Here is a 23,364-nt window from a genome sequence, read left to right as displayed (position 1 = left end):
TTGAAGTCTTACTAAGTATAATAGATTGACCGTAAAAGGCAAAATTTGCTTTTTCTTCCTCATCATCCCAGTGTCATGCTACCTGCATGACACCTGATGCGAATTGCCCCCGAAATTTTATACTATGAATTACTCAAATGACGCTCTCGAGCTTTATCAAACCAAATAACACCAATTGCAACAATGAAATAACCAGCTGCTCCTAATGTAAGGCGAATTACTGCATCGAAAGTTGACAGAGGAGGAGACGGCATTAGAATGCTCAAAACACTATACACAAGATTATTTGTTGCATGAGCAATAGTTACTGGCCAAATCGAGTTGTCTTTTTCAAACAACCAGGTAAACATTATAGACATTGCACAAATATAAAGGGTATAAGCACAAATAGTCGGGAATGTAAAGCCATCCTTCCACAAAGCTGAGCCAGCAACCACATAAGTTGGTATGTGCCATACTGACCAAATAATACCGACAATAATTGCTCTGATATAAAAATTTGATATTTTGCTTTTAAGATTTTTCAAAAGATAGCCACGCCAACCGATCTCTTCACCAAGAGACATAATGATCCACATCACAAAGGTTGATAATAAAACAAATAACATCACTAATGGACTCAAAACTGCACTCAAATCCTTTACACGGTCTAACGTAAAAGACTCTCGGAAAAATGAAAAACCGCAATAAATTGACAAAAGACCATTGGAAATTAGCATACTTACCAGAATAAGTATAAACCCTAATAGACAGTTTTTTGGCGAACTAAGTTTAAAAAGATCCCTTACCTTCTGTTTATTATAAATGGTTAGCAAAATTGCAACTGAAGCCGGAACAAATGTTGTTAATAATGTTATGTCTTTGAAAGGTAAGCACCAAGCTATAATGCACGTCAAAAAATATGTAATTACAACAAATAATGTACAATTAATAGTGGTTAAATTCATGCATACACCCATCAATTCCTTTTCTGCATTATTGATCTTTATTCATAAATTGTCAATAAAATACTTCTTCAGGGATGAATAGAATATTTTTTCTTTTTGAATTGCTATTGATAGTTTAATTTTTATATGTATTCCCTTTCACAACCGTTTGTCATCCCAGTGTCACGTGCTGGGATGACAGTAGGAGAGCTGCTTGCATGACAAGAGGAGGGTACTGGAATGACAAGAGGAAGACACTGGGGTGACATCAACTAAACTTGTCCAAATATGAGCGATGCATTAGTGCCACCAAAACCAAACGAATTAGAAAGTGCATATTGAATTTTATGCTCCTGAGCTTTAAACGGTACAAAATTTAAATCACATCCTTCTGAAGGCTTGTGTAAATTTAAGGTTGGCGGAATAATTCCATTATTTAACGCAAGAATACTGAATATTGCTTCAACGCTCCCTGCAGCACCAAGTAAATGTCCTATAGAAGATTTAGTTGAAGAAACAGGTATTTTATAAACGTAGTCACCGAATAACTGTTTCATTGCTATTACTTCAATTTTATCTCCAAGTGGCGTTGAAGTTCCATGTGCATTGATATACCCTACTTGATTGGGATTAATTTGTGCGCTCTTTAAAGCAAGCTGCATTGCCTTAAATGCGCCTCTTCCTTCTGGATGTGGTGCTGTAATGTGGTGCGCATCTCCTGTGAGTCCGTACCCAACCAGTTCAGCATGTATTTTTGCCCCCCTTTTTTTCGCATGTTCGTATTCCTCCAGCACCAATATACCTGCTCCTTCACCCATGACAAAACCATCGCGTTCTTCATCCCATGGCCTTGAAGCTTCTTCCGGTTTATCGTTAAATTTAGTTGATAACGCCTTCATAGATGCAAAACCTGCAATTCCAACTCTACACAGTGCACTTTCTGCTCCACCTGCAATCATAACATCCGCTTCACCAAGTTTTATAGTTCTTGCTGAGTTTATGATTGCATGCGCACCTGTTGCACATGCGGTTACTGCTGAATCGTTTGGACCTGTAAATTCGTATTTAATAGAAATATGGCCAGATATCAAATTTATTAGACTTGCAGGGACAAAAAATGGACTGACACGTCTGGGCCCTTTTTCCTGCATGGTAATAACATTTTCCTGAATTGACGGAAGACCACCTATACCAGAGCCAATAGTCACACCAACACGTTCCCGATTGATATTTTGGCTTTCCAAAATTAATGAATCATCTACTGCCTGAATAGCTGCTGCAATACCGTAATGGATAAAACGATCTGTCCTTTTTGAGTCTTTCTCAGAAATATAATCTAGTGGATTGAAATGGTGCTCAATGTTGTCTGATTGCAACGGCACCTGCCCTGCAATTTTGCAAGCAAGATCAGAAGAGTCAAATCTATCCGTATTGATTGCTTTTATGCCAGACTCACTTTTTATTAGCCTTGACCAAGTGTTGTCAACATCTGCCGCTAGTGGAGTGATTAAACCAACACCAGTGACTACTACTCTTCTGCTCATTTAACACTAACTATTAGCCTTTTTTATTATTAATGTACTCAACTATTTGCTCCATAGTTTCCATTTTTTGTGCGTCTTCATCTGGAATTTCTATTCCAAACTCTTCTTCTGCTGCCATGATGATTTCAACTGCATCTAAGCTGTCTGTACCATGCTCCGAAAGCTTTGAAGAGCTGTTGAATTTCTCTACATCCTTACTAATATGCTCTAGTATAATCTTTTTCACTTTTTCTTCTATGTCTTCTCTAGTGCTCTTTGCTAGTTCGCTATTCACATTTCTTACCAAAAAAATAACCTATTCTTTGATGTTATAAAAAATTTTTATGTTTGCAATATCTTTTATAACTGGTAAACTACAGTAAAGTTTTCTACTGCCCTAGCTGGCTAGCGTTACGTGCTAAACAATTAACAATTCAAAAATGCTAGACGAAACAACAAAAAATTTGCTTATTGTAGAAGTAAATAAACTCTTACCCGAAAATAGCGAGAATAAGCTTATATCAGCTATGCGTTATATACTCCTTGCTCCTGCAAAACATATACGCTCCTTTTTAGTCGTAGCTTCATCGCGAGTGTTTAACGCGGAAGCTAAAAAAGTAATATCAGTTGCTGCAGCAATTGAATTTGTTCATGCTTACTCTCTAATTCACGATGATTTACCGTGCATGGACAACAGTGATACTCGCAGAAGCCAGCTAAGCTGCCATAAAAAATTTGATGAAGCAACAGCAGTGCTTGCCGGAGATGCACTACTTACTCTGGCTTTTGAGGTATTATCTTCGTTAAATGAGAAACGCTGTGAGATCATAAAAGTTCTTTCTCAGGCAATAGGAATTAGGGGAATGGTGGGAGGACAGGCTTTAGATATTAACAGTGAGCATATAGATTTTAGCCCCCAACCCTCTGTCATTCAAGTAGCGGACACTGGGATCCAGAAGGCTTTGCCTACAAGCATTTCGTGCAAAAAGCCATGCGATAGTGGAGCTGAACATGAAATGGATTCCAGTGTCAGCTACTTGCATGACACCCTTTCTACCTTAAAACTACAACATTCGTACGGCTGTATGTATGACGCTGGAATGACGTCGGGCCAAGCTGATAAAATAAAAGAAATTCATTTGATGAAAACCGCAAAACTATTTGCAGCTTCATGTGAAATAGGTGCTATAATAGGGGGTGCTACAGACAAGCAACGTAAAGCGTTATATAACTATGGAATAAATCTAGGGCTTATCTTTCAAGCTAAGGATGATATTGAAGACTACGAACAAGATAAAACAAATAATCTTATGTCTGTGCTTGGTAAAAGTGAAGTAGAGGACTATATAGACGGCCTCTTTAAACAAGGCTTGGATAATTTGAGTGCGCTTTCAGGGGATACTAATTATTTATATGATTTATTGAATCAAGTAAAGAAAGATGGTTAGAAAAATTATATTACAAATGCTTATTTCCGTAGTAATGATTCTCACTTTAACTTCTGCTTTTGTGTTTACTATTGTCTATATAAACAAAGGTAAACCGGAAAGAAAGGACAAGCTTTATGAGATAAATGCCACGCATGGTGGTTTGATACAGACGATAGCACATTACCTAGTGAAGCCAATACTTGAATCAGCACTTGACCGCTATATTGAAAAGCATGGGCTGACAGAATATTTAGAAGAAATAACGCAGCAAAAGGAAGAAGATTCAATAAATTTTTATGAAATTACTGAAGGCAGTGGCAGCAAGGCTTTTTGTGGCCTGGAAGTCCTATTGCAAATATATAAAATTTCTAATAATAACTCAGCAACACTCCCTAGCAAAGTTTCTGATGTTACTTTGAAAATAGGTCAAGATGACCTAAAAGAAGTGAGTTTAGGGGTAATAGGTATGAAAGAAGGCGGAGAGCGTGTAGTTACTATTGCCAATGAGAACAAAATGAATTTTAATTCTTATTACGTCAAACTGATCGAAGTAAAGGATAAATATCCCGACTCAGTAAATAATCTGATGGTTTTTAATGACTTAATTAACAAGACTGGAAAACAAGTAAGGTGCGGTGATGAGATATCGGTTAAATATAGCGTAAAGGAGCATAATGGGGAATATATAGTCAAAGATCAAACAGTGCAATTTAGGGTTGGCGATAAAAAAATACCACTTGCTATAGAGCTTGGAGTTGTGGGAATGAGAGCTGGTAATAAAAGAACTATTCTTTCTCCGCCTGACCTTTTGACTATTACTGACGATATGTTAATAAAAGACATAGATTATGATGAAGAAAATATCTCAATAATTGACTTAAGCTTAGATGTTAAGCAAGAGGTCGCAGCACACCATTCTACTGTTGAAAAACAGCCTAAAGAATATAGCTGAAATTTTAGGTCTACTGGCTAATCTTCTGAACACTCTCTATGCTACTTAAAGTAGGCTTTTCGTTTTTCCTAAAGTATAAACTTAGATAAATCAAGCTGCTTCGAAATTGACTCAAGTTTATCTTTTACATACTTGCTGTCTATAATGAATTTTTCGCTATTTTTCTCAGAAGCAATGAAACTTATTTCATCTAAAAGCTTCTCCATGACAGTGTGAAGCCTTCTTGCGCCTATATTTTCCACTTGCCTATTAACTGTAAACGCTATTTCAGCTATGGTTTTTATACCATCATCAGTGAACTCAAGTGTCACATTTTCTGTTTTCATTAAAGCTATGTACTGCTTTAACAAACTAGATTCTGGTTCCTTTAATATTCTTATTAAATCCTCTTGAGTAAGTGCCTTAAGTTCTACCCTGATCGGTAATCTGCCCTGCAATTCCGGTAAGAGGTCAGATGGTTTAGACTGATGAAAAGCACCAGATGCAATAAATAATATATAGTCTGTTTTTACATGGCCATACTTAGTTGTAACAGTTGTTCCTTCAAGTAATGGTAACAGATCGCGTTGCACTCCTTCTCTGTTTACTTCACCTTTTACTTCTGTACGCGCTGCAATTTTGTCTATTTCATCCAAAAATACTATACCGTCATTACTAACAAGATCAATGGCTTCTTTGATTATCTTATCTTCATCCATTAGCCTTTCACTTTCTTCATTAATTAATATTTCACGCGCTTCTTTTACCTTCACCGTAATAGTTTTTGTTTTTTTGCTCCCGTTAAACATCTTGCCCATTATTTCTGTTACATTCATCACACCAACTTGCCCACCTGGCATGCCTGGTATATCGAAAGTAGGTAACATACTCTTGCTCTCTCTGACGTTAATAGAAACTTCTCCGTCCTCAAACTCTTTATTCCTCAACCTTTCTCTAAAAATTTTTTTACTCTCTTCGGTTGCATTTTCGCCTACCATAGAGTTTACTATTGTTTTCTCAGCTAAAATTAAAGCCTTTTTAGCTAAGGCTTTACGGGCTTTCTCTTTAACTAAAACTATTGCTGCATCAACTAAATCGCGTATTATCGAATCAACGTCACGTCCAACGTACCCTATTTCAGTAAACTTCGTTGCCTCAATTTTTATGAACGGTGCACCGGCAAGTTTTGCTAAGCGACGAGCTATTTCAGTTTTACCAACCCCTGTATGACCGATCATCAATATATTCTTAGGTATGATTTCATCACGCAATGGAAATGGAACCTGATTGCGACGCCAACGATTTCTGAGCGCAATAGCAACAGCACGCTTTGCATCATCCTGTCCGATTATGAATCTGTCCAATTCTTTAACTATCTTCTGTGGTGGCAGGTCATCTAACAAAACTTGAGTGCTGTCATTAACTTGAACATCGCTGTCATTTGAATCAAAACCACTCTTAGTATCTTTATAGAGGTTATCTTTTTCATCGTAGGTGTCACTACTACAAGACCGCCCTTCTGAAAGGGTTATGGGCTGATTGGAAAAATTGGTGCATAAAGTTTTTTGCTTGGAAGACATATCACTCCTCTATCTTTTCAATAACTACATTATGATTTGTATAAACACATATATCGCCAGCTATCTTCATAGCCTTTTTCGCAATTTCCTCTATTGATATTCCTTTAATGTCAATTAAAGCTCTTGCTGCAGATAGAGCAAAATTTCCCCCAGAGCCAATAGCTGCAACTCCATCTTCAGGTTCAAGAACATCACCTGTTCCCGTAATTACTAATGAAATAGATTTATCTGCAACGATCATCATAGCTTCTAATTTCCTCAGATATTTATCCATTCTCCAGTCTTTTGCAAGTTCAACACATGCTCTCATTAATTGCCCTGGGTGCTTGTCAAGTTTAGATTCTAATCTTTCAAAAAGAGTAAATGCGTCGGCTGTTGCCCCGGCAAATCCAGCAATTACGGAATCACCAGAAAGACGCCTAACTTTTTTTGCTCCAGATTTTATAACAGTGTGGCCCAGTGAAACTTGTCCGTCACCTATTACTACTACACTTTTATCTTTTCTAATTGATAATATAGTAGTGCCATACATTTTATTGTTATCGTGTTGAATCATTTTTCTATCACTTTAAATAAGAATCTCATTATACTTTAATCTTTAGTCAAGTTTACTAAATATGTTCAACTATAGCTTATAATATAATACCTTCCTTATAACATTTAAAGTGCAGATGCAAAACATAATTCACCCAGATTTGGAAAAAAGTATAAATAATTGGTTCGAAGCAAAATTTAATGGCCTTACATCGCCATTTTATAGCTCTATAGATCTTAGAAACTCTGGCTATAAAATCGTTCCAGTAGACGCTAATTTATTTCCTGCGGGGTTCAATAACTTAAGTGAAGAATCAAGAACGATGGCAGCAAGATTGATAAAAAGCTATTTTAAAAGACATCAATACAAAAAGGTTCTTATAATACCGGAAAATTATACACGCAATAAAATGTATATAGAAAACGTATTTGTTATAGAGAAAATACTACAACTCGCAGGTTTTGAGACTAGAATTGGCCTTTTATATAATGAAGTATACAATTTAATAGAACAGTATGAAACTGTTGTGAAAGAAAATTCTCTGCTAAAGACAACTTCAGGATTTGTGCCTGATGTTATTATACTGAACCGTGATATGACGAGCCACATTCCAGACACGCTGAAAGACGTAAAGCAAGATATAGTACCAAGCCCACTATACGGTTGGCATAGCAGGCAGAAATTTAAGTATTTTGAAATCTATCAAGAATTAGCATCTGAGTTTTGTGGCAAATTTAAAATAGACCCATGGCTAATTTCTGTGCTTACAGAGAGCTGTGATGGAGTTGATTTTGATGATGATTTGTCACTAGGAGCAGTAGCAACTAAAGTTGACCAAATATTATCTCTAGTGCAAAAAAAATACGAAGAATATAAAATAAAAACACAACCTTACGTTTTTATCAAAGCAAGCAATGGCACATATGGGATGGGCATTATAACAGCAACAAGTGGAGAGGAAATATTAAACCTCAATAAAAAAAAGCGTCATAAAATGAAAAAGATAAAAGAAGGAATAGCAATCAATAGCGTTATTATACAAGAAGGTGTACCAACCATTGACATGTTTAAAAGCAGTTCTGCAGAACCGCTAATATACTATATAGGAGATACTTCAACATGTTACTTATACCGATGTAATAGCAGAAAAGATGTATATTCTAGCTTGAATGCCACTGACTGTGAGTTTCATGATGTTAGCCAGGTTGTAGAAGGTAAAATTCTATCACTTTGGAGTATTGTTAGCAAATTAGCAGTACTAGCGTTGGCAGTAGAAATAAAATCTTTTCATCCCTAATTCTTATACCTCTACAGTGCTGTCATTAGAATGACCGTTTATATTATGAACATCATCAAGTTCAGTGGAAGGATCATCATTGACAGGTTGATTAAACAACTTATCAAGTTGAACTGCAAGAAATACTGCACTATATATTATGCTGACTGTTACGCTTAAGTTGAAATTATAGATTATACCACTACCCAAGTTTATTGGTATAGTTGGAGTTTCTATCCTTCTTAATATGAAGTTTAATAAACCTAACGACAAAGTTAATGTGCTGATAATAAGGTCCTTCTTACACTTAGCAGACTTTTCAGGATCCTTATTATCCAGATATTTCCTGCATGTATAATAATAGCTTATAGGTTCTGAAATGAACAAAAATAGGATCGTTGATGTTGAACTAATATAACTTGTTACATCTGCATTACCTCTAGCCAAAAAATGGATGACTTTCAACATCATCAATGCTTCTATGGTGCTGCTTGCAAGATTAGCCGATTTACCCACAATTTTTGCCAGCTCTTTTTTACTCTCAGGGTTTCTGTAATCCTTAATTAGATCCTGTAGAGTAAATGCAGAATGGGCAATGTATAGAATAGATGTCGGAAACTTTACTAGTCGAGCAACATTCCGTATAAGAAAGATATTGGATCTATTATTGTCAATGAACTCGCAGCAAAATTGCAGTGAAATCTTACACAATAGGGCTGTTAAACCTGTTGTGATGCAGATTACCTTCCTGAAAATGATCATAAATATCATGCACCCTTTGTGCGAGTATGTTAGATTTCTTTTTTAGCTTGTTTGGCATGAAATAGTTAATAACTTCCTATTATTCTATCACATAAAATCCTAAAAGAAAAGCCCTATGAATCAGGACTTTAAGGGAGATTTATGCACAAATCGGCTAAGCATTTTATAAACAAGGGATCGGTACTGAGAGTTGGCACACGAAAGTAATATCCATCCTTGATAATTGCTTTATATTCTATATCAAGTTCAACTAGAGTTTCTGAATGCTCAGAAACAAAAGATATAGGTGATAGAACTACAGGTACACCATCAGCTTTTGCGCGTAATAGCTCACTTTCAGTGCTTGGCTCTAGCCATTTTACAGGACCAATCTTACTCTGATAACATATTGACCAATCTAAGTTATTGATAGCTAACTTTTCTACTATTAACTCTACGCTTCTTTCTACCTGTGAAGCGTAAGGGTCGCCCTTTTTAATGATACTAAGAGGTAAGCTATGGGCTGAAAATAGGACTCTTGGTTTACCGATTTTTCTAGCCAATTTATAGTACTTAGCTATCAGATTAGTGTGAGCTTCAATAAAATCTTGGTTATCATAATAACGGTGAATCATTTTTGTATTGCATTTTAGGCCATACCGTTTAGCATTTTTTTGCCAATTCTCGATGGATGACAGAGTTGTGGTAGTTGAATATTGTGGATACAGTGGCAGCAGAATTACTTCGTCAGGATCAAACTGTTTTACACTTTCAATAACTTCGTCAGCAAATGGACGCCAATAGCGCATGCAGATGAATACCTTGTGTACATGGTTTCTATTTTCGTTTAATTTTAGTTCTGAAGCATTAGCTTGCATTTTTGTATTCTCTAGAATTGGCGATTTACCTCCAATTTCCTCGTATATTTTTCGTGCAGTATTTTCTCGTTTCGCAGATATAAACTTTGCTAAAAGAAACCGAAAGGGATTCGGTAGATTGATTATTCTCCTGTCATAAAAAAGGTTGAATAAAAAAGGACGGACCGCATTTAGTGAATCAGGCCCGCCAAGATTAAATAAGATAACTGCCTTTTTCACCTACGCACTACTACAACAAGTTACTTCTGGGGTGCCTATAAAATTAGCTACACACTCATCAAATTTAGTTATAGGCACTAAATTTCTTACACTGGCATACAATAAGTGGCCTGATCTCTTCAGGTTACTCTTGGTGGATGTGAAGTTCCAATCGAAAAATGTATCGACAAAAAGACTTGGTACCGTTTCAAGAAGTTCAACAGCAGCTAAAGATAGCATTATACAACTTTGCAGGACATTCAGAAGAACCTTGAGGGGAAAAAGTAAAACTTTAACGAAAAGAGAGGTGCTACTTGTTTCATCCAGTAGTCGCCCTGAGTTAGGCGAATTATACTCGGTGTGTTTTCTATTTTGATCAAAGATAGGAAATTTTATAGTATCTTTCTTAAATTCCGCGTCTATTTCTTTTCTACTATGGTTAGTGATTTTTTCCATTAACTTCTCACGCAGATGAAAAGTTCTGACAATAAAACATGTGGCAATCATTAAGGAAGCACATAAAAGTGCGCATTGCATGAGGCTCATACTGCCTAGCATAGCTGGCAGTGCAAAACAAACAAGCGGTGCTATGATTGTCATTTCAAGAAATGGAATAGTGTTTCTTTTCATTGCAAAGGCAGTACCTTCTTTTAATTTTGTATTATGATGTGAACTATATTCCAAATAACTTAAAAATGCCAGACTAAAAGTCAAAAACCCTTTTGTTCCACAAAAAAGTGATGACTTAAAGTTACTTACTAATTTTTTAGTAGTAGATTTAGCTTGTTTTTTAGTGGTAGGCTCAGCTTGTTTAGTAGTGTTATTTTTACAACATTCACCCATACAATACCTCCTTGATGGTTTATTCTTAACTATAAATAAAAAACTGCTTTTATCAAATCAAAATTTACAATAAAATAAATCTATAAATATACTATTTTATATAAGGAAATAATATGGCAATTGAGAGAACACTTTCGATATTAAAACCTGATGCAGTAAAAAATAATATTACAGGCAATATAAATTCCTACATCGAACAATCTGGGCTGAAAATCACAGCACAAAAAATGATGTTACTAACAAAAAAACAAGCAGAGCTGTTTTATGAAATTCATAAAGATAGGCCTTTTTTTGGGGAATTAGTAGAGTTTATGACCTCTGGTTCTGTGGTAGTTCAAGTTTTAGTTGGTGAAAATGCAGTAAGTAAATACAGACAAATCATGGGAGCTACCGATCCAAAGCAGGCAGATAAAGGCACAATCAGGGGTGATTTTGCTGATGATATTAGTGAAAATAGAGTTCACGGCTCAGATAGTCTAGAAAATGCTCGTAAGGAGATAGCTTTCTTTTTTGCTGAATGTGAGTTGGTGTAGTCAACTCAGATTGGCGTCATCCAAGTAGCTGACAACATAGAAACGAAAAAACTTCCTTGACAAACCTCGCCAGCCCCCTTATCATGAAACTGAAGCTATTGTATTTGCTTTCGCCAATCTGCAGATTAAAAGGTAAGGATTACTTAATGTATCGGCGTCTTATGTTCAATTTTTTGCAGTATATAGATACTGCATGTCTTTACAAAACTTCATCTACATCTAGATTTTTATCTAAATAAGCTGAACGCGCTTATAAAGCGTTACAAGACATCAAAAAATGCCAATACTCGACAGAGATAGTAAAAGACTAGCTAACTCGGGGATTCTTTGTCTTTTTTTCTGCTTAGTAAATTTCTTAAACATTTGCAGCGTAAGTTAGTTGCAATTAAAAGCGGCTGAATCTCGCTTGTCAAGCGTTTAAAACATAAAAAACGCCAATATTTTAAAGCGGATAATAACCCCAGGGCTTCTTTTGCCTTTTTTTTCATTTGGTAAATTTCTTAATATTTATAGCTAAAGTAATTTAAAAGTCCGTGAAGGGTGTCATGCCAGTGCTTGACACTGGCATCCAGTTTTCCATATAATCTCATCAAAAATGTTTATTTTCTAGCTACTTTTATACTTATCAACCCAGTATGCTTACTTACAATTAAAATTTCTGGATCCCAGTGTCTGGGCACTGGGATGACAGCTAGCCTGACAACCGTCATCCCGCTACGTGTTAGCGGCTAAGAGATACCGCGAATGAATCGCGGTATGACGGTTCGCGGCAGTATGACGTAGAGCTCACGTTAGCTATACTTTTATGCTTACAAACTTAATAAAATTCCTGGATCCCAGTGGGCTTTGTTGCATCGCTACTTATGAAAGGCTAACTATAATTAGGATTATAAGCAACTTATTGAAAATCTTGTTTTTTTTGCAATCAATCTGATCAAATTTAAGAATAGTAACTTGTTATTTATATTAATAAATTTAATTCTATTGAAAATAGCTAAAGCATTGAAATTCTTGAATTTTAGCCGGATTAGTGAGTGGTAGTGAAATTTCTTTTACTCAAAATTAGGTATTCACTGACCGTTCTTGTTATAAATACCAGAATAATAAGCTACTGATATTCTCCACCTTTTTTATCTTTAATCCATCATAGCTAGCGATGCAACAAAGCCATCCCAGTGTCTGGGCACTGGGATGACAAAAAAGGAGGCACTAGGATGACAAAGGAGAGCTACTCGGATGATACCTTTTTTCTACTTAGTTTGGATTATGCAAGAAGTCTATTATAATCAGGCTTTAAGTATGCGGAAGTAATTTTTTGCGTTAGAGTAAAAAATTTTTTCTATAGCTAATCAAAGTGGGATCAAGAGAAACTTACCACTTTCTTTACAAAGGGTTTGATGTTACCATTTGACTGCCTATTCTGAATTTATTGAATGAACGTTAACATAAAGAATCTAGTTCATGCTTTCTCTAAATTGCCAAGTTTAGGGCCATCATCATCACGCAGGTTAGTTATACATTTACTCCAAAACAAAGAAAAAGTTATGCTACCACTTGCATCTTTGATTAAAGAGCTAGCAGATCTTATAATAGAGTGTGAAGTTTGCGGAAATCTAGATACTAAGTCACCTTGTTCTATTTGTACTAACCCAAAACGTGACACTAAGTTACTGTGTGTAGTAGAAGAATTAGGTGATCTATGGGCGTTTGAAAAAGGAAATATATATTCAGGTTTATACCATGTTTTGGGTGGCAGATTGTCTGCAATAAATGGCACAGGTCCAAAAGAACTCAACCTTGACACTATTCTGAAAAGAGTGACAGAGTCTAAAATTGAAGAGATAATTATCGCAATTAATCCGACATTAGAGGGCCAAGTTACTGCACAATATATAATTGAATTGCTAAAAAATTTGGATGTGAAAATATCACGCCTTGCTTGCGGCATACCAATGGGCGGAGAAATTGACTATCTTGATGAAGGAACGCTGAGGATAGCACTTACTTCAAGACAAGAATATGAGTAAATATAAAATAAGACATGTGCTTAAAAAAACTTATATCGCTAATAACATTCAAAAAGAAAAAAATAGTACCACCACTTAAAGTGGTGGCTTGGGAAAATAACCACCTAAACTATAAGCAATTTTCAGGTAAATTCAACACTATAATTAAAACAATTGATCAGTCTTTTACAATAATATCTTTGGAAGGATATGATGGATGGGGCAAGACGTTTTTTTTGAAAGAATGGGTAAAAGAGTTAAAACAGCAAAATGAAATTGCAGCTTATTATAGTGCATGGGATATCAATGCATTGGACCAACCACTGCCTTCTTTTTTAAATTTCCTATTTGAAGATTTATTTGTATCGTATAAAGTAAAAAGAAGTGTTATACAACAGTTCAAGAACATAAACCAAGAGCTATTTTCTCTAAACACACTAGGAAAGCTGATCAGTAAATCTCCACTTGCTATGCTTTCAGTATTTCTTGATGCTGCAAAAGAGGCTGATAAAAAAGACATAGGTTTTGTCTTGAGTGAATTAAGTCTTCTCCAAAGAAGAAAAGAGAGTACTAGAGATTTTAAAACACAGTTAGCGGATGTGGTTAATAAAATCAGAAAAGACAAAAACATTTATATAATGGTGGATAATCTTGATGTGTGCCGTCCTAAATTCGTTGTCGATTTTTTGGAATCTATAAAGTATATGCTTGATGTGGAGGGGCTGGTTTTCATTATTTCTGTAAGTAAAGATAAGAGTAATGTACAAAGAGCAATCAGCACAATACTTGGACCAAATTTTGACCTAAAATCTTTTACTGATCTCTCTTTACATTTGCCAAAACAACCGATAGAAAAATTTACAAAAGAACTATTTGAAAATATTAAATTACCGAAAAAGTCAAAAAATTTGATTGTAGATAGTTTTATATTTTATGCAGAAAGCCTGTCACTATCGTTAAAAACAATAGAATACTGCGTAAAAAAAATAAAGCTGTGTCTTCTGAATCACACAAGAGAAGAATTACCTGATCCGAATTTGTTTTCATTTTTGGTAATACTGCAATCGATAAATATTGATATATATGAGGAATTAGGTTTTTCATATCAAAGAGCATTGGAAAAAATTGAAAATGAATATAAATCTTTAGTTCTAAATGGTCAAGAAGAATGGGAAAAACTTAAAACCTCTCTAGAAACTGCTTTTGCAGAGAGGGAGTCAAAAATTAACAAAGCTATAAAGGATATACTATTTTGAAAAGATACCCTACCTTTACATATACAAAGATAGGGTAACATTTGATTAACGCCCTTTTACTATGTCATTACCTTGTTCAAACTTTCTGATTAATTCGCTTACATTGACATTAGATAATTTTTTACCTGCAGATTTGTCATTATGTGAAGCATCAGGTTTACGAAGGTCTTCCTTACTGTTACTCCTAGTAATATTACATCTAACAATGTTTGAATTATTAGACTTATCGCTTACATCTGAAATATTGCTTTTTTCACTACATGAAGACGAATTACTCGACATATTGCCTAAGCTAAAGAGCTTTTTACCTTGATAGATTGGATTCCAATCAAGTGGATTATAAGTTTTTTTGCTAGTCTCAACCTTTTGGTTATTTTGCTGTTTAGGAGAAAAACCAAGTTTTTCTCTTTCTTTCTTGCTTAGCGTTTTGAGAAATTTTACGGTTTCTAATTCATCAGTTGCTTGTACTTTATGTAAATCAAAGCTTTTTTGATGGTTATCCTGCTTAACATTTTCCATCATTTTATCTTTTATTGTTCTATCCTCATCATCAGAAGTGCTGCTACTAATATCACTGATACCACTATCCCCTGAATTGCGGCGTTGTTTGTTAGGAGTGCTATGAATGTTGTCTTCCATGAGTTTTTGCATTGTTGGGCCAAATGTTCTTCCAAGATTGCTACTCACTGTTTTATTACTATCATTTGCTTGAGAATGAGGTACATTTCGCTCAAAAATTGCTTTTATTCCAGCAAATTTAGCTTGGGAAGATTTCGGAGGAACAGGTGGGGCAACCATGCCTTTTGAGTTAATCTTTCCTTCATTTTGAGAAAAAATTTTTGGATTATTTTTTTCTACTGTAGTATTCATTTTTTTACCTCTAAACCTATTAACTAATAAAAGTATAAACTTAGAGGTATTAATTTTGTAATAACAATGCTAATAGATTACCGCAGTTTCAATAAGCATCACCAGAGGATTCTCTATATAATGCTTAAAGGCATTTAAAAACTTTGCTCCGAGTGCCCCATCAACTGCTCTATGGTCAACAGAGAGCGTTACTGTCATTATTTCTGCTATTTCTATTTTCTCATTCATAACAATTGGTTGTTTTTTAGATGCACCAACTGCCATAATGCAAGATTGCGGCGGATTGATTATAGCACTAAAGGCTTTTATACCAAACATCCCTAAGTTGGAGATAGTAAACCCTCCTCCTTGAAACTCTTCAGGTTTCAATTTTCCAGATCTTGCTCTGCTTACTAAATCTTTCACTTCTTTTGATATAGATAAAATACCCTTTTTATCAGCATTTTTTACTATAGGAGTAATTAGCCCATCTTCAAGTGCCACAGCGATTGAAATATCTATATTTGAATATCTCAGTATTTTATTATCTATCCACGAAGAATTTATATCAGGAAATTTTTTCATGCTGAAAGCTGCAGCTTTTATGATTAGATCATTAATTGTTACTTTATTGTTTTCATCTGCTGAGTTAATCTCGTTTTTTAACGATATTAACTTATCAACCTGGCAGTCTACAGTTAAATAAAAATGTGGAACATTCTGTTTTGATTCAGTCAGGCGCTGTGCTATCACTTGGCGCATGTTGCTTACTTCAACTATGGTATCTTTCTCAGGACTTTCAGTATGTATACCACTGCCTAAAAACTCCAACACATCAGCCTTAATTATGCGACCATATGGTCCTGTACCTTTTAATTGCTGCACATTAACCCCTTCATTTTGAGCTATTTTCTTAGCTAATGGGCTTATTTTTGTTCTACCTTCTGCATAACCCTCTGTCATCTGAGTAGCTGACACTGGGATCCATTCTTCTTTTCTAGATCCCAGTGTCAAGCACTGGGATGACATTGAGGGGTTGGATTCCAGCGTCACGCGCTGGAATGACACCGAAGAATGACTTATTGGCTTTCCGTTTAAATCTTGGTGTTCTGATTTTTGATTATCAACAGCACTTTTTGTCACTTCCTTTTTAACTGCACTATTGATGGAAGTTGAAGTATAGTTGTTAAGTGCACTTTCATCTTCTCCTTCTTCCAGCATTAAAGCTATTGGTTGATTTACAGGCACGCCACTTGTTCCTTCTGTTACTAAAATTTTTGCTAAAACTCCTTCATCTATAGATTCAAACTCCATTATGGCTTTATCAGTCTCTATCTCAGCAATTACGTCGCCTACTTCAACTTTGTCTTGTTCTTTTTTATGCCACTTTACAATTTTTCCTCCAGCTTTGCTCATTGTTGGTGAAAGAGCAGGCATTAATATTTCTATAGGCATTGATTTTGCATTTAAAGATCTATTCAATTTTTAATTTACTCTTTATCTTATGTCAACCTAATCGTGAATTATGATGAATAAGTCTGTTACACTATCCCTCACGTTATCCCAGTGCGTGACACTGGGATCTTGGTTCAGTACTATTATCCTATTGTTTTTATTATTTAGCCATAGCTTGTTTGCTAACAACTTTGTTTCAACCAAATCAAATAAGATCAACATGAGAACGGGGCCAGGGTTTCACTATCCTGTAAAATGGATATACACTTGCAAAAATCTGCCCCTGAAAGTGATAGAAGAGTTTGAGAGTTGGAAAAAGGTCTGCGATATAGATGAAGACTGCGGATGGATAAAAGGCAATCTTCTTAGTGATAAGCGCTACGCGATTGTAAAAGAAGATACTTATGGATATCAAAAACAGAGTGTAGACAGCAAGATTACTATGAAAATAGACAAGTTTGTTGTGATGAAGATAGAAAAATGCAACGAAGAATGGTGCTTTCTTTCCACCCCAAAACGCAAAGCATGGGTACAAAAAAAACATATATATGGGGTTGATTAGGTTGACAAAAGATCTGAATTAACACTAGTTTCTGGGCCTTCTGTAGCATGCTCTTCAGATGAAGCAGAGGGTTCTTGAGGCTCTGGAGACTGTACAGGGCTATCACAGAAACTCCTTAACATCTCCTCAGCGGATGAATCTAAAATTTGTACAATAGACTTTTCACTCTGCTCTTTTAGCGATTGATCCACTCTAGAAATCAACTCAGAAAACTCGCTACCTGATTTTTCAGCTTCACTTTTTATTTTACTTTCTATGCTTGCAATATTACCTTGGTCAATTTCTTCTTTTGTTATGTTGAATGACTTTGCAACATCTTGATATCCAATCTTGCAATTTCCACAACCAATTATGCAAAAAGTAATAGAATCAGATATTTCGCTTGCAGCCCAATTATGTATAGTGTAAGCCAAATAATTGTCATGGTATTTAATGCTAAATTGTTGTTCTATTAACTCAGAAATTTTATTCTTTAGAGACATAAAGCACCCTCCTACATTCGTTATACCTTTTTGTTAAGATACAGCAATTACACCATTTACTACATGCTTTACTTTAATTAATTATTAAAACAAGAGCATCATTTCCAGAGCTATATCTTTTTACCTTGATAATTCTTTTTTGACTTCCTCTTTAATTATCCCACTTATATTCACGTTAAGATCCCCTACCCAAAAATCAGTCATAGTTTCAAGATCGTATAGATCCTCTATTACTTTTTTAATAGCAGCATTTATTTCTTCTTCGTCAAATTCCTTTATAATAGGTCTAATCTTCACATACCCTGGAGAGCCTTTACCATAAATTCCTTTGCTTTTATTAATGCAGCCACCTGCACCAGATCTACTGCTTCTCAAACCACTTCCACACTCTACTGTTTCATACTTGATTTCACCATTTTCTATATATGCTATTTGATTGTCTTGTGTAGACTTCAGTTTATCTGCCTTTACAATTTTCTCCTCTAGCTTTAAATCTTGCTTATGAATTACTGTTTCCTCATAACCCTTACCACCGTATGTTCTATACTCACCTCCACCTGCAACAGTAATCAGTTGCTGGCAATGTTGCTTCTGCGAATTGCACATTTCTATGAAAACAGGTCCCCCGTCCTTATCTGAGAAGTTACTTTCCTGGTTATCCCCTCCCTCTGTGACTTGCACCTTAATTATAGGATAATTAGGATCGATTTTCAGTTTAGCTTTAATATAATCTCCTGGCATCCCTACTCTGCTTTCAGTAGAATGGCATTTTTGATTGTCACAGCCACTACCTTGTATATGACCTGCTTCACCACTTCCCCACGCTTCTATTTTAATACGATCAAATTTTATTGATAAGTCATCTGTATAAACATCTTTATTTTTATGATCATAGGATTTTTCATTATTTTTTTCAAGATCTGGTTTCTTATTTTTCAGATGTTCCTTGATTATCTCTTTTAATTTTTCTTTTAATTTCTTTTTGAGACCTTCTAAATCGAACCTACACAATTTATCAGCGTAAAAAACCTCTGTTCTGTTTGCTTTAATCAGTTGATCTTTTAATTGTGTACACTTTCGTACTTCATTTTTTTCATCTCTTAATACTTTACCATCCTTATCTTTACAATCCACTTCCTCATACCTTAAGTAGAATGGCTTATCATCTTCATTTTTATTCAAATATTGTTTTGAACGGCTACACTTTCCATCAAAGCAGATGCAACCATCATCACCTTGCTCACATCCTTCTTTATGCTCTACATCCGTCAATTTGTATACTACTTTCAGTCCTTCACCAGATTTTAATTTTTCGTCTATTTTGCTATCTTTCTTCACACAATAACTGCATTCTTCCTTCTTCTGCTCATTTTCATCAGGGAAGAAAACATACTCTTGCTTATTAAATATTATTTTATCCAACCTCTCTTGAGTTTCTTTCAAAGGGTAAACTATTTCCTTGCTTGGAAGATAATAGAACTGATTTGATTCCTTGGAGTAAACAGCATTGTATTTAGTATATCTTGTTCCCATTAATTTTAGTGGTATTATTTTATTTTCTCTTTTAAGAACAAACTCCTCTGGTTCTGGCTGCCATCCAGAAAGACAAAGCATTTTACTGTTAGAATTTCCTTTATACTTTACTTCTATTTCCGGCTGCCCAGAGTTATTAAATTCACATTGAATAGATTTGTCTTTTAACTTTTTCTCAAAATCATTAAAACTATAAAAACTTCCGCCTTTAGAACATTTAATTTGCACATCAGGAACATAGCCATATTCTTTCAGAACTTTAAATTGTTGCGGATTACTTTCTAATATACCTTCTATAATATTATCAATATTACTATCAGTTGTTTTTGCTACTATTGCTGGTTTTACTACTTTTAAAGATAGGGGGCCAATGTTTATAGGATGGTTGAGGTCAGTATTAACATTAAAAGTACAGGAACCATTACTATAGGTTCCATGTGCTTTAGCACAAGTGCTCTCACTCATCTTCATTTCTACTTTCAATGTATTTGCATTTACTATCTCCACTATCTCAGGTTCTGGAGCAGGTGGTGCAGGAAAACAGCGGATGAACTGTGGATTGTTTTCATCTATACTTTGAGTTCCAAGGTATTCAGCGCAGAGCTTATCTTTTTCTCTATAAGTTTTGAAGTAGTACGTGATGCCATCTTTGTCTAAAATAGAGCGCCACTCAGCTTTATTTTCTCCATACCCTTTAGGGAAATCTAATTTTTCTCCAATCTCTCCGTCTCTTCCTTTCAGATCACCAATGATTACCTTAACCTTAGGATTAAAGTAATCATTGTCTTTATCTGTTATAGGAACAATTCTAACTTGTGGAAGCGACATTGCAAGTTGTTCACAAAATGGAGGGGGGCCAGGTGCAAGTGGAACAGGAGCACATTTTACTGCCGTTTGGTAGCAGGTATCACAGACTTTTTCCATCTCCCCAGGACGGAAAATATTCTCACCCGAAAATACTCTAGAACCCCATGAAGAAATTCCTGACATACAAGCCCCTTTTTGACTGCAAGCACATATTTTAGGAGAGTTAGCGAATCTTCTTTTTTCCTCATCAGTAACACCGTCTGCCCATTCCCATTTAAGACCCCGAGCAATTTCTCCTCCAGCTTTTGTTTTATCTCCTTCCCAGTCGATAAAAGCTGCAGCAGAAACTCCAGCTCCTGTACCTTGCGTTCCATATATCTGGCGGCAGGATTCCCCACTTTGTAAGTCATAACAATAACTTTGTCCATCATAAGCACATACTCTAATTTTGGGATTAAAGTAACCATCAACTCCTTGATCTTTTATTGCTTGCACCTTAATTTCCTTTACCCAATCTCCACCAACTATTGCTTCCCACCAAGTATTACTTTCTACAAATGTTGGACAATCAGCATATCCTTGATACGAAAGACCAAGTATCAAAAAAAATATCAATAAGAAATTAAGCCTTACACTTCTCATAAAATACCGGTAACCACTCATTAACTTCTTCTCCTTTTTCTTTTATTGCCTCATACATATACTTTATAGTCTCTTTGTTAGCTGAAAGTACATGTATTTCTTGCATATCCTTCAAATCCAGATTTAAGGTTACTAATCCTTTGTACTGTTTTATCAAAAATAAACCTTCCTGTGTTGGCGTCTGCAGAATTATATTCAGCTCCTCTTTCGATAGAGAAAATGCCTTCATGTATAATCTATTTGCATTGACGTTCGGCATCAAGATTCTTGTATCAACATGTTTATCTAAATATTGAGTAAATTTGCTAGCAAATGCGAGATTTAAATTCTCAGTACTTAGGATTACTACAACATTTAGTTCCGTCATTCTTTGCATCCAGTTATCAAACTCTTTCTCTGTAGGAAAAATATTACTTATCTCCCATGCTTCATCCAAAACAAGTATTGCAGGCGAGCCATCACATTTTGCCTCAAAAGAATATAAAAAATAGTAAAGTATCACGGACATACATTCCTTTTGTTTTGTAAGGTTTGCGGTGTTGAGAGATATAATTTTTGTTTCCCAGTCAATATCTGATTCATCACCATCTTGAAATAAGTAAGCAAAGTCACCATCGTCACACCATCTACTTATCTTACCCCCAAGGAGCAAGAGCACCTCAGAAATTTGTGAAATAGAACGTGATTCCTTGGGTATAGCAAATATAGAATCCACAATTTTTCTTATCTTTTCTTCTACGTCTACCAAGCTCGTATCGGCTACCATTCTTCTGATCAGTTCAACCAACATATTGCGATTGGAAGCACTATCTTCAATGTTTAGTGGATTAAATTTTAGGCTTTTGTCCTTATATTTTGGATCGATTATGTAATATTTACCACTCACTGCTTTAGTAAAAATTATTGATTTTCCAGTGTTATCCAATATGACAATTCTTGGGTTAAACTTTCTTGATTCTGATAATAGAAAATTAATGAGTGAAGTTCTGCCTGAATTTGGAGCTCCGAGTATCGTAGTATGGCCATTATTTCTTTTTCCATGAAAATTAAAGAAGTAAGGATTTCCTTTTTTTGAAAAAAAAATCATTACCGCTTCTTTCCACCTTCTTCCTTTTAATGTACCTGACGTAAAATCGTGCAGCATAGCAAAGCTGCAAGCGTATTTTGTTAAGATATTTTTCGGTTGCGTAATAAAAGCAAAATTGCCTGGAAGTTGTGCCCAAAAATGACTTTCCATATGTAAATCAGTTCTAAACATCATGAAGCCAACTAATGACATTATAGAAGATAAATCACTAATACTTTCAGCTAACTTATTCCTATCATCTGCAAATATTGTAAAAATAATTTTCTGTTGGCAGAAGTCTATACTAGAGGTCTTTTCAAGCTCTATTATTTCTTCAATTCCTGAGCTTTTAAGTAAGGTATTATCCTCACTAATTTGCAGCATGTTGATTTGTTTTTTAAATTCTTTTATTGCTTTGTTATTACTAGTAAATATCATTATTTCTGTAATGATAAATTCAGATTCAAGCTGCAAGCATCTATCTATATTACCTAAAGAGATTTCCCGGTATTCTTTTATGCTGAAAATAGAGCCAAATTTCTGTTGATTTTCAAATATTGTTTGAAACGTATTGAAACCAAAAGCTATTTTAAAATTTCTAATATATTGCGACAGGTCCCTTTCATGTATTGGATAATCTTTGTGCGTTAATGTAACAATATAGTGGAGAAATTCTATCATTTCAGAATATATTTTACCTTCACTAAACCTTAGACTCAGTTTTTTAGCTCCAAAAGGTCCTAAATCATTTTGAATTACGTCAGTTATCTTTTGCAACTCCTGATGGCTTTCTTGTAAAGACAACTTATGCTTATTCTTTATTCTATTGAAAAAAAACGAATTATTAGTATGCTTGCCAAAATCGCTAAACAATATTACAATGTATAGTTCATTTATATACTGTAATTTACTATCAGTTAGTTTATTAAACCACGTTGAATGTAGGTTGTCAGAGAAGTCTTCAGTTTTATTCCATTTCAAGCTCAGTTTATTGCGCTTTCTAACGGTATGAATCCAAACGGTAAAACACAGGCTATTAATATTTTTTGATATGCTTTTTCTAATTTCAGTTCTGAGGTCGCTGTAGTTATCAACAGAAGAATAATCTTCTAACTTGATTATTTTTAACAACTCTCCCTGTTTTGTTAGTATGGTTTCTTCATCGTAATGACAAGCATAAGGAACAAAATCTAAATCAATGCTTTCTAGTAATGCTAAGTTGTTCTTTTTTTTAAGCTTAGAGTTAACTGTTGGTACTTTTAACTGCATATGCGTATTCAATAAAGATAATTAAAAAAGATAAAAATACTAT

General features: G+C 34.9%; 22 protein-coding genes and 1 pseudogene. 8 read left to right on the top strand and 15 right to left on the bottom strand.

Translation table 11 applies throughout. From position 1 onward, the window contains the following. Window positions 1–122: 122 nt before the first annotated feature. Entirely contained in the window at window positions 123–719 is a 597-nt protein-coding gene (locus tag ABL518_RS01370) for a CPBP family intramembrane glutamic endopeptidase (protein ID WP_010082032.1), read from the bottom strand. 85 nt (window positions 720–804) lie between these two features. On the opposite strand from ABL518_RS01370, the gene ABL518_RS01365 reads away from it, so the two are divergent. Then, window positions 805–1,029 (top strand): hypothetical protein, encoded by a 225-nt coding sequence (locus tag ABL518_RS01365; RefSeq protein ID WP_010082031.1) that lies wholly within the window; start codon window positions 805–807, stop codon window positions 1,027–1,029. A gap of 40 nt (window positions 1,030–1,069) precedes the next feature. Here ABL518_RS01365 and ABL518_RS01360 read toward each other — a convergent pair whose 3' ends face one another. From ABL518_RS01360 to acpP, 3 genes are read right to left on the bottom strand one after another with little or no spacing between them, the layout of a single operon-like run. Further along, window positions 1,070–1,195 carry a hypothetical protein gene (locus tag ABL518_RS01360; protein WP_255322260.1) on the bottom strand — a complete coding sequence of 42 codons (126 nt, stop codon included), beginning with the start codon at window positions 1,193–1,195 and terminating at the stop codon, window positions 1,070–1,072. A gap of 3 nt (window positions 1,196–1,198) precedes the next feature. After that, window positions 1,199–2,470, bottom strand: a complete 1,272-nt coding sequence (gene fabF, locus ABL518_RS01355; RefSeq protein ID WP_010082030.1) for a beta-ketoacyl-ACP synthase II — start codon at window positions 2,468–2,470, stop codon at window positions 1,199–1,201. Between the two features lie 13 nt (window positions 2,471–2,483). Next, window positions 2,484–2,744 carry an acyl carrier protein gene (gene acpP, locus ABL518_RS01350; RefSeq protein WP_006279836.1) on the bottom strand — a complete coding sequence of 87 codons (261 nt, stop codon included), beginning with the start codon at window positions 2,742–2,744 and terminating at the stop codon, window positions 2,484–2,486. A 145-nt stretch (window positions 2,745–2,889) separates the two neighbouring features. Between acpP and ABL518_RS01345 the strand changes: the two genes are divergently transcribed. Then, entirely contained in the window at window positions 2,890–3,897 is a 1,008-nt protein-coding gene (locus tag ABL518_RS01345) for a polyprenyl synthetase family protein (RefSeq protein ID WP_010082029.1), read from the top strand. Then, entirely contained in the window at window positions 3,890–4,831 is a 942-nt protein-coding gene (locus ABL518_RS01340; protein ID WP_095742821.1) for an FKBP-type peptidyl-prolyl cis-trans isomerase, read from the top strand. The genes ABL518_RS01345 and ABL518_RS01340 overlap by 8 nt, the downstream gene beginning before the upstream one ends. 68 nt (window positions 4,832–4,899) lie before the next feature. On the opposite strand, the gene hslU is transcribed toward ABL518_RS01340, so the two are convergent. Both hslU and hslV read right to left on the bottom strand, forming a co-directional pair. After that, window positions 4,900–6,390 (bottom strand): ATP-dependent protease ATPase subunit HslU, encoded by a 1,491-nt coding sequence (gene hslU / locus ABL518_RS01335; RefSeq protein ID WP_006280200.1) that lies wholly within the window; start codon window positions 6,388–6,390, stop codon window positions 4,900–4,902. A 1-nt stretch (window position 6,391) separates the two neighbouring features. Further along, window positions 6,392–6,946, bottom strand: a complete 555-nt coding sequence (gene hslV, locus ABL518_RS01330) for an ATP-dependent protease subunit HslV (RefSeq protein WP_006280198.1) — start codon at window positions 6,944–6,946, stop codon at window positions 6,392–6,394. 115 nt (window positions 6,947–7,061) lie between these two features. Here hslV and gshA point away from each other — a divergent pair, with 115 nt between their 5' ends. Continuing rightward, entirely contained in the window at window positions 7,062–8,222 is a 1,161-nt protein-coding gene (gene gshA, locus ABL518_RS01325; protein ID WP_010963085.1) for a glutamate--cysteine ligase, read from the top strand. Between the two features lie 3 nt (window positions 8,223–8,225). On the opposite strand, the pseudogene ABL518_RS01320 reads toward gshA, so the two are convergent. From ABL518_RS01320 to ABL518_RS01310, 3 genes and pseudogenes are all read right to left on the bottom strand, one after another. Next, window positions 8,226–9,021: pseudogene (locus ABL518_RS01320) on the bottom strand (hypothetical protein). Between the two features lie 70 nt (window positions 9,022–9,091). Beyond that, window positions 9,092–10,039, bottom strand: coding sequence for a ferrochelatase (gene hemH, locus ABL518_RS01315; RefSeq protein ID WP_010082099.1), 948 nt, complete (start codon window positions 10,037–10,039; stop codon window positions 9,092–9,094). Further along, window positions 10,040–10,861 (bottom strand): hypothetical protein, encoded by an 822-nt coding sequence (locus ABL518_RS01310; protein WP_010082098.1) that lies wholly within the window; start codon window positions 10,859–10,861, stop codon window positions 10,040–10,042. Between the two features lie 113 nt (window positions 10,862–10,974). On the opposite strand from ABL518_RS01310, the gene ndk reads away from it, so the two are divergent. Continuing rightward, window positions 10,975–11,394 (top strand): nucleoside-diphosphate kinase, encoded by a 420-nt coding sequence (ndk, locus tag ABL518_RS01305; protein ID WP_010082097.1) that lies wholly within the window; start codon window positions 10,975–10,977, stop codon window positions 11,392–11,394. Window positions 11,395–11,993: 599 nt separating this feature from the next. Here the strand turns inward: ndk and ABL518_RS01300 are convergent. After that, complete coding sequence (locus ABL518_RS01300; protein ID WP_080717651.1) at window positions 11,994–12,104, bottom strand: WPE palindromic element domain-containing protein; 111 nt, start codon at window positions 12,102–12,104, stop codon at window positions 11,994–11,996. 723 nt (window positions 12,105–12,827) lie between these two features. On the opposite strand from ABL518_RS01300, the gene recR reads away from it, so the two are divergent. Both recR and ABL518_RS01290 read left to right on the top strand, forming a co-directional pair. Further along, window positions 12,828–13,421 carry a recombination mediator RecR gene (gene recR / locus ABL518_RS01295; RefSeq protein ID WP_010082096.1) on the top strand — a complete coding sequence of 198 codons (594 nt, stop codon included), beginning with the start codon at window positions 12,828–12,830 and terminating at the stop codon, window positions 13,419–13,421. A 14-nt stretch (window positions 13,422–13,435) separates the two neighbouring features. Continuing rightward, a complete protein-coding gene (locus tag ABL518_RS01290) occupies window positions 13,436–14,656 on the top strand; it encodes a P-loop NTPase fold protein (protein ID WP_010082095.1) in 1,221 nt (406 codons plus the stop codon). 45 nt (window positions 14,657–14,701) lie between these two features. Here the strand turns inward: ABL518_RS01290 and ABL518_RS01285 are convergent, their stop codons facing one another. Then, window positions 14,702–15,526 (bottom strand): hypothetical protein, encoded by an 825-nt coding sequence (locus tag ABL518_RS01285; protein ID WP_010082094.1) that lies wholly within the window; start codon window positions 15,524–15,526, stop codon window positions 14,702–14,704. A 69-nt stretch (window positions 15,527–15,595) separates the two neighbouring features. Then, window positions 15,596–16,960 (bottom strand): pyruvate dehydrogenase complex dihydrolipoamide acetyltransferase, encoded by a 1,365-nt coding sequence (locus tag ABL518_RS01280; RefSeq protein WP_010963079.1) that lies wholly within the window; start codon window positions 16,958–16,960, stop codon window positions 15,596–15,598. 70 nt (window positions 16,961–17,030) lie between these two features. Between ABL518_RS01280 and ABL518_RS01275 the strand changes: the two genes are divergently transcribed. Continuing rightward, window positions 17,031–17,522, top strand: coding sequence for an SH3 domain-containing protein (locus ABL518_RS01275; protein WP_007551030.1), 492 nt, complete (start codon window positions 17,031–17,033; stop codon window positions 17,520–17,522). Here the strand turns inward: ABL518_RS01275 and ABL518_RS01270 are convergent. The 3 genes from ABL518_RS01270 to ABL518_RS01260 all read right to left on the bottom strand — a co-directional run bounded on the left by ABL518_RS01270 (window position 17,519) and on the right by ABL518_RS01260 (window position 23,321). After that, a complete protein-coding gene (locus ABL518_RS01270) occupies window positions 17,519–18,004 on the bottom strand; it encodes a hypothetical protein (RefSeq protein ID WP_010082090.1) in 486 nt (161 codons plus the stop codon). The two genes, ABL518_RS01275 and ABL518_RS01270, sit on opposite strands and share 4 nt — an antisense overlap. A gap of 120 nt (window positions 18,005–18,124) precedes the next feature. Further along, complete coding sequence (locus ABL518_RS01265; protein ID WP_095742819.1) at window positions 18,125–20,986, bottom strand: hypothetical protein; 2,862 nt, start codon at window positions 20,984–20,986, stop codon at window positions 18,125–18,127. After that, a complete protein-coding gene (locus tag ABL518_RS01260) occupies window positions 20,967–23,321 on the bottom strand; it encodes a hypothetical protein (protein WP_010082026.1) in 2,355 nt (784 codons plus the stop codon). The genes ABL518_RS01265 and ABL518_RS01260 overlap by 20 nt, the downstream gene beginning before the upstream one ends. Window positions 23,322–23,364 lie beyond the last annotated feature (43 nt).

The organism is Wolbachia endosymbiont of Drosophila willistoni (genome assembly GCF_040084705.1).
Classification (GTDB): Bacteria; Pseudomonadota; Alphaproteobacteria; order Rickettsiales; family Anaplasmataceae; genus Wolbachia; species Wolbachia pipientis.
Note: the sequence above shows the minus strand (reverse complement) of the source record. Positions and strands in the feature narration are given on the sequence as shown.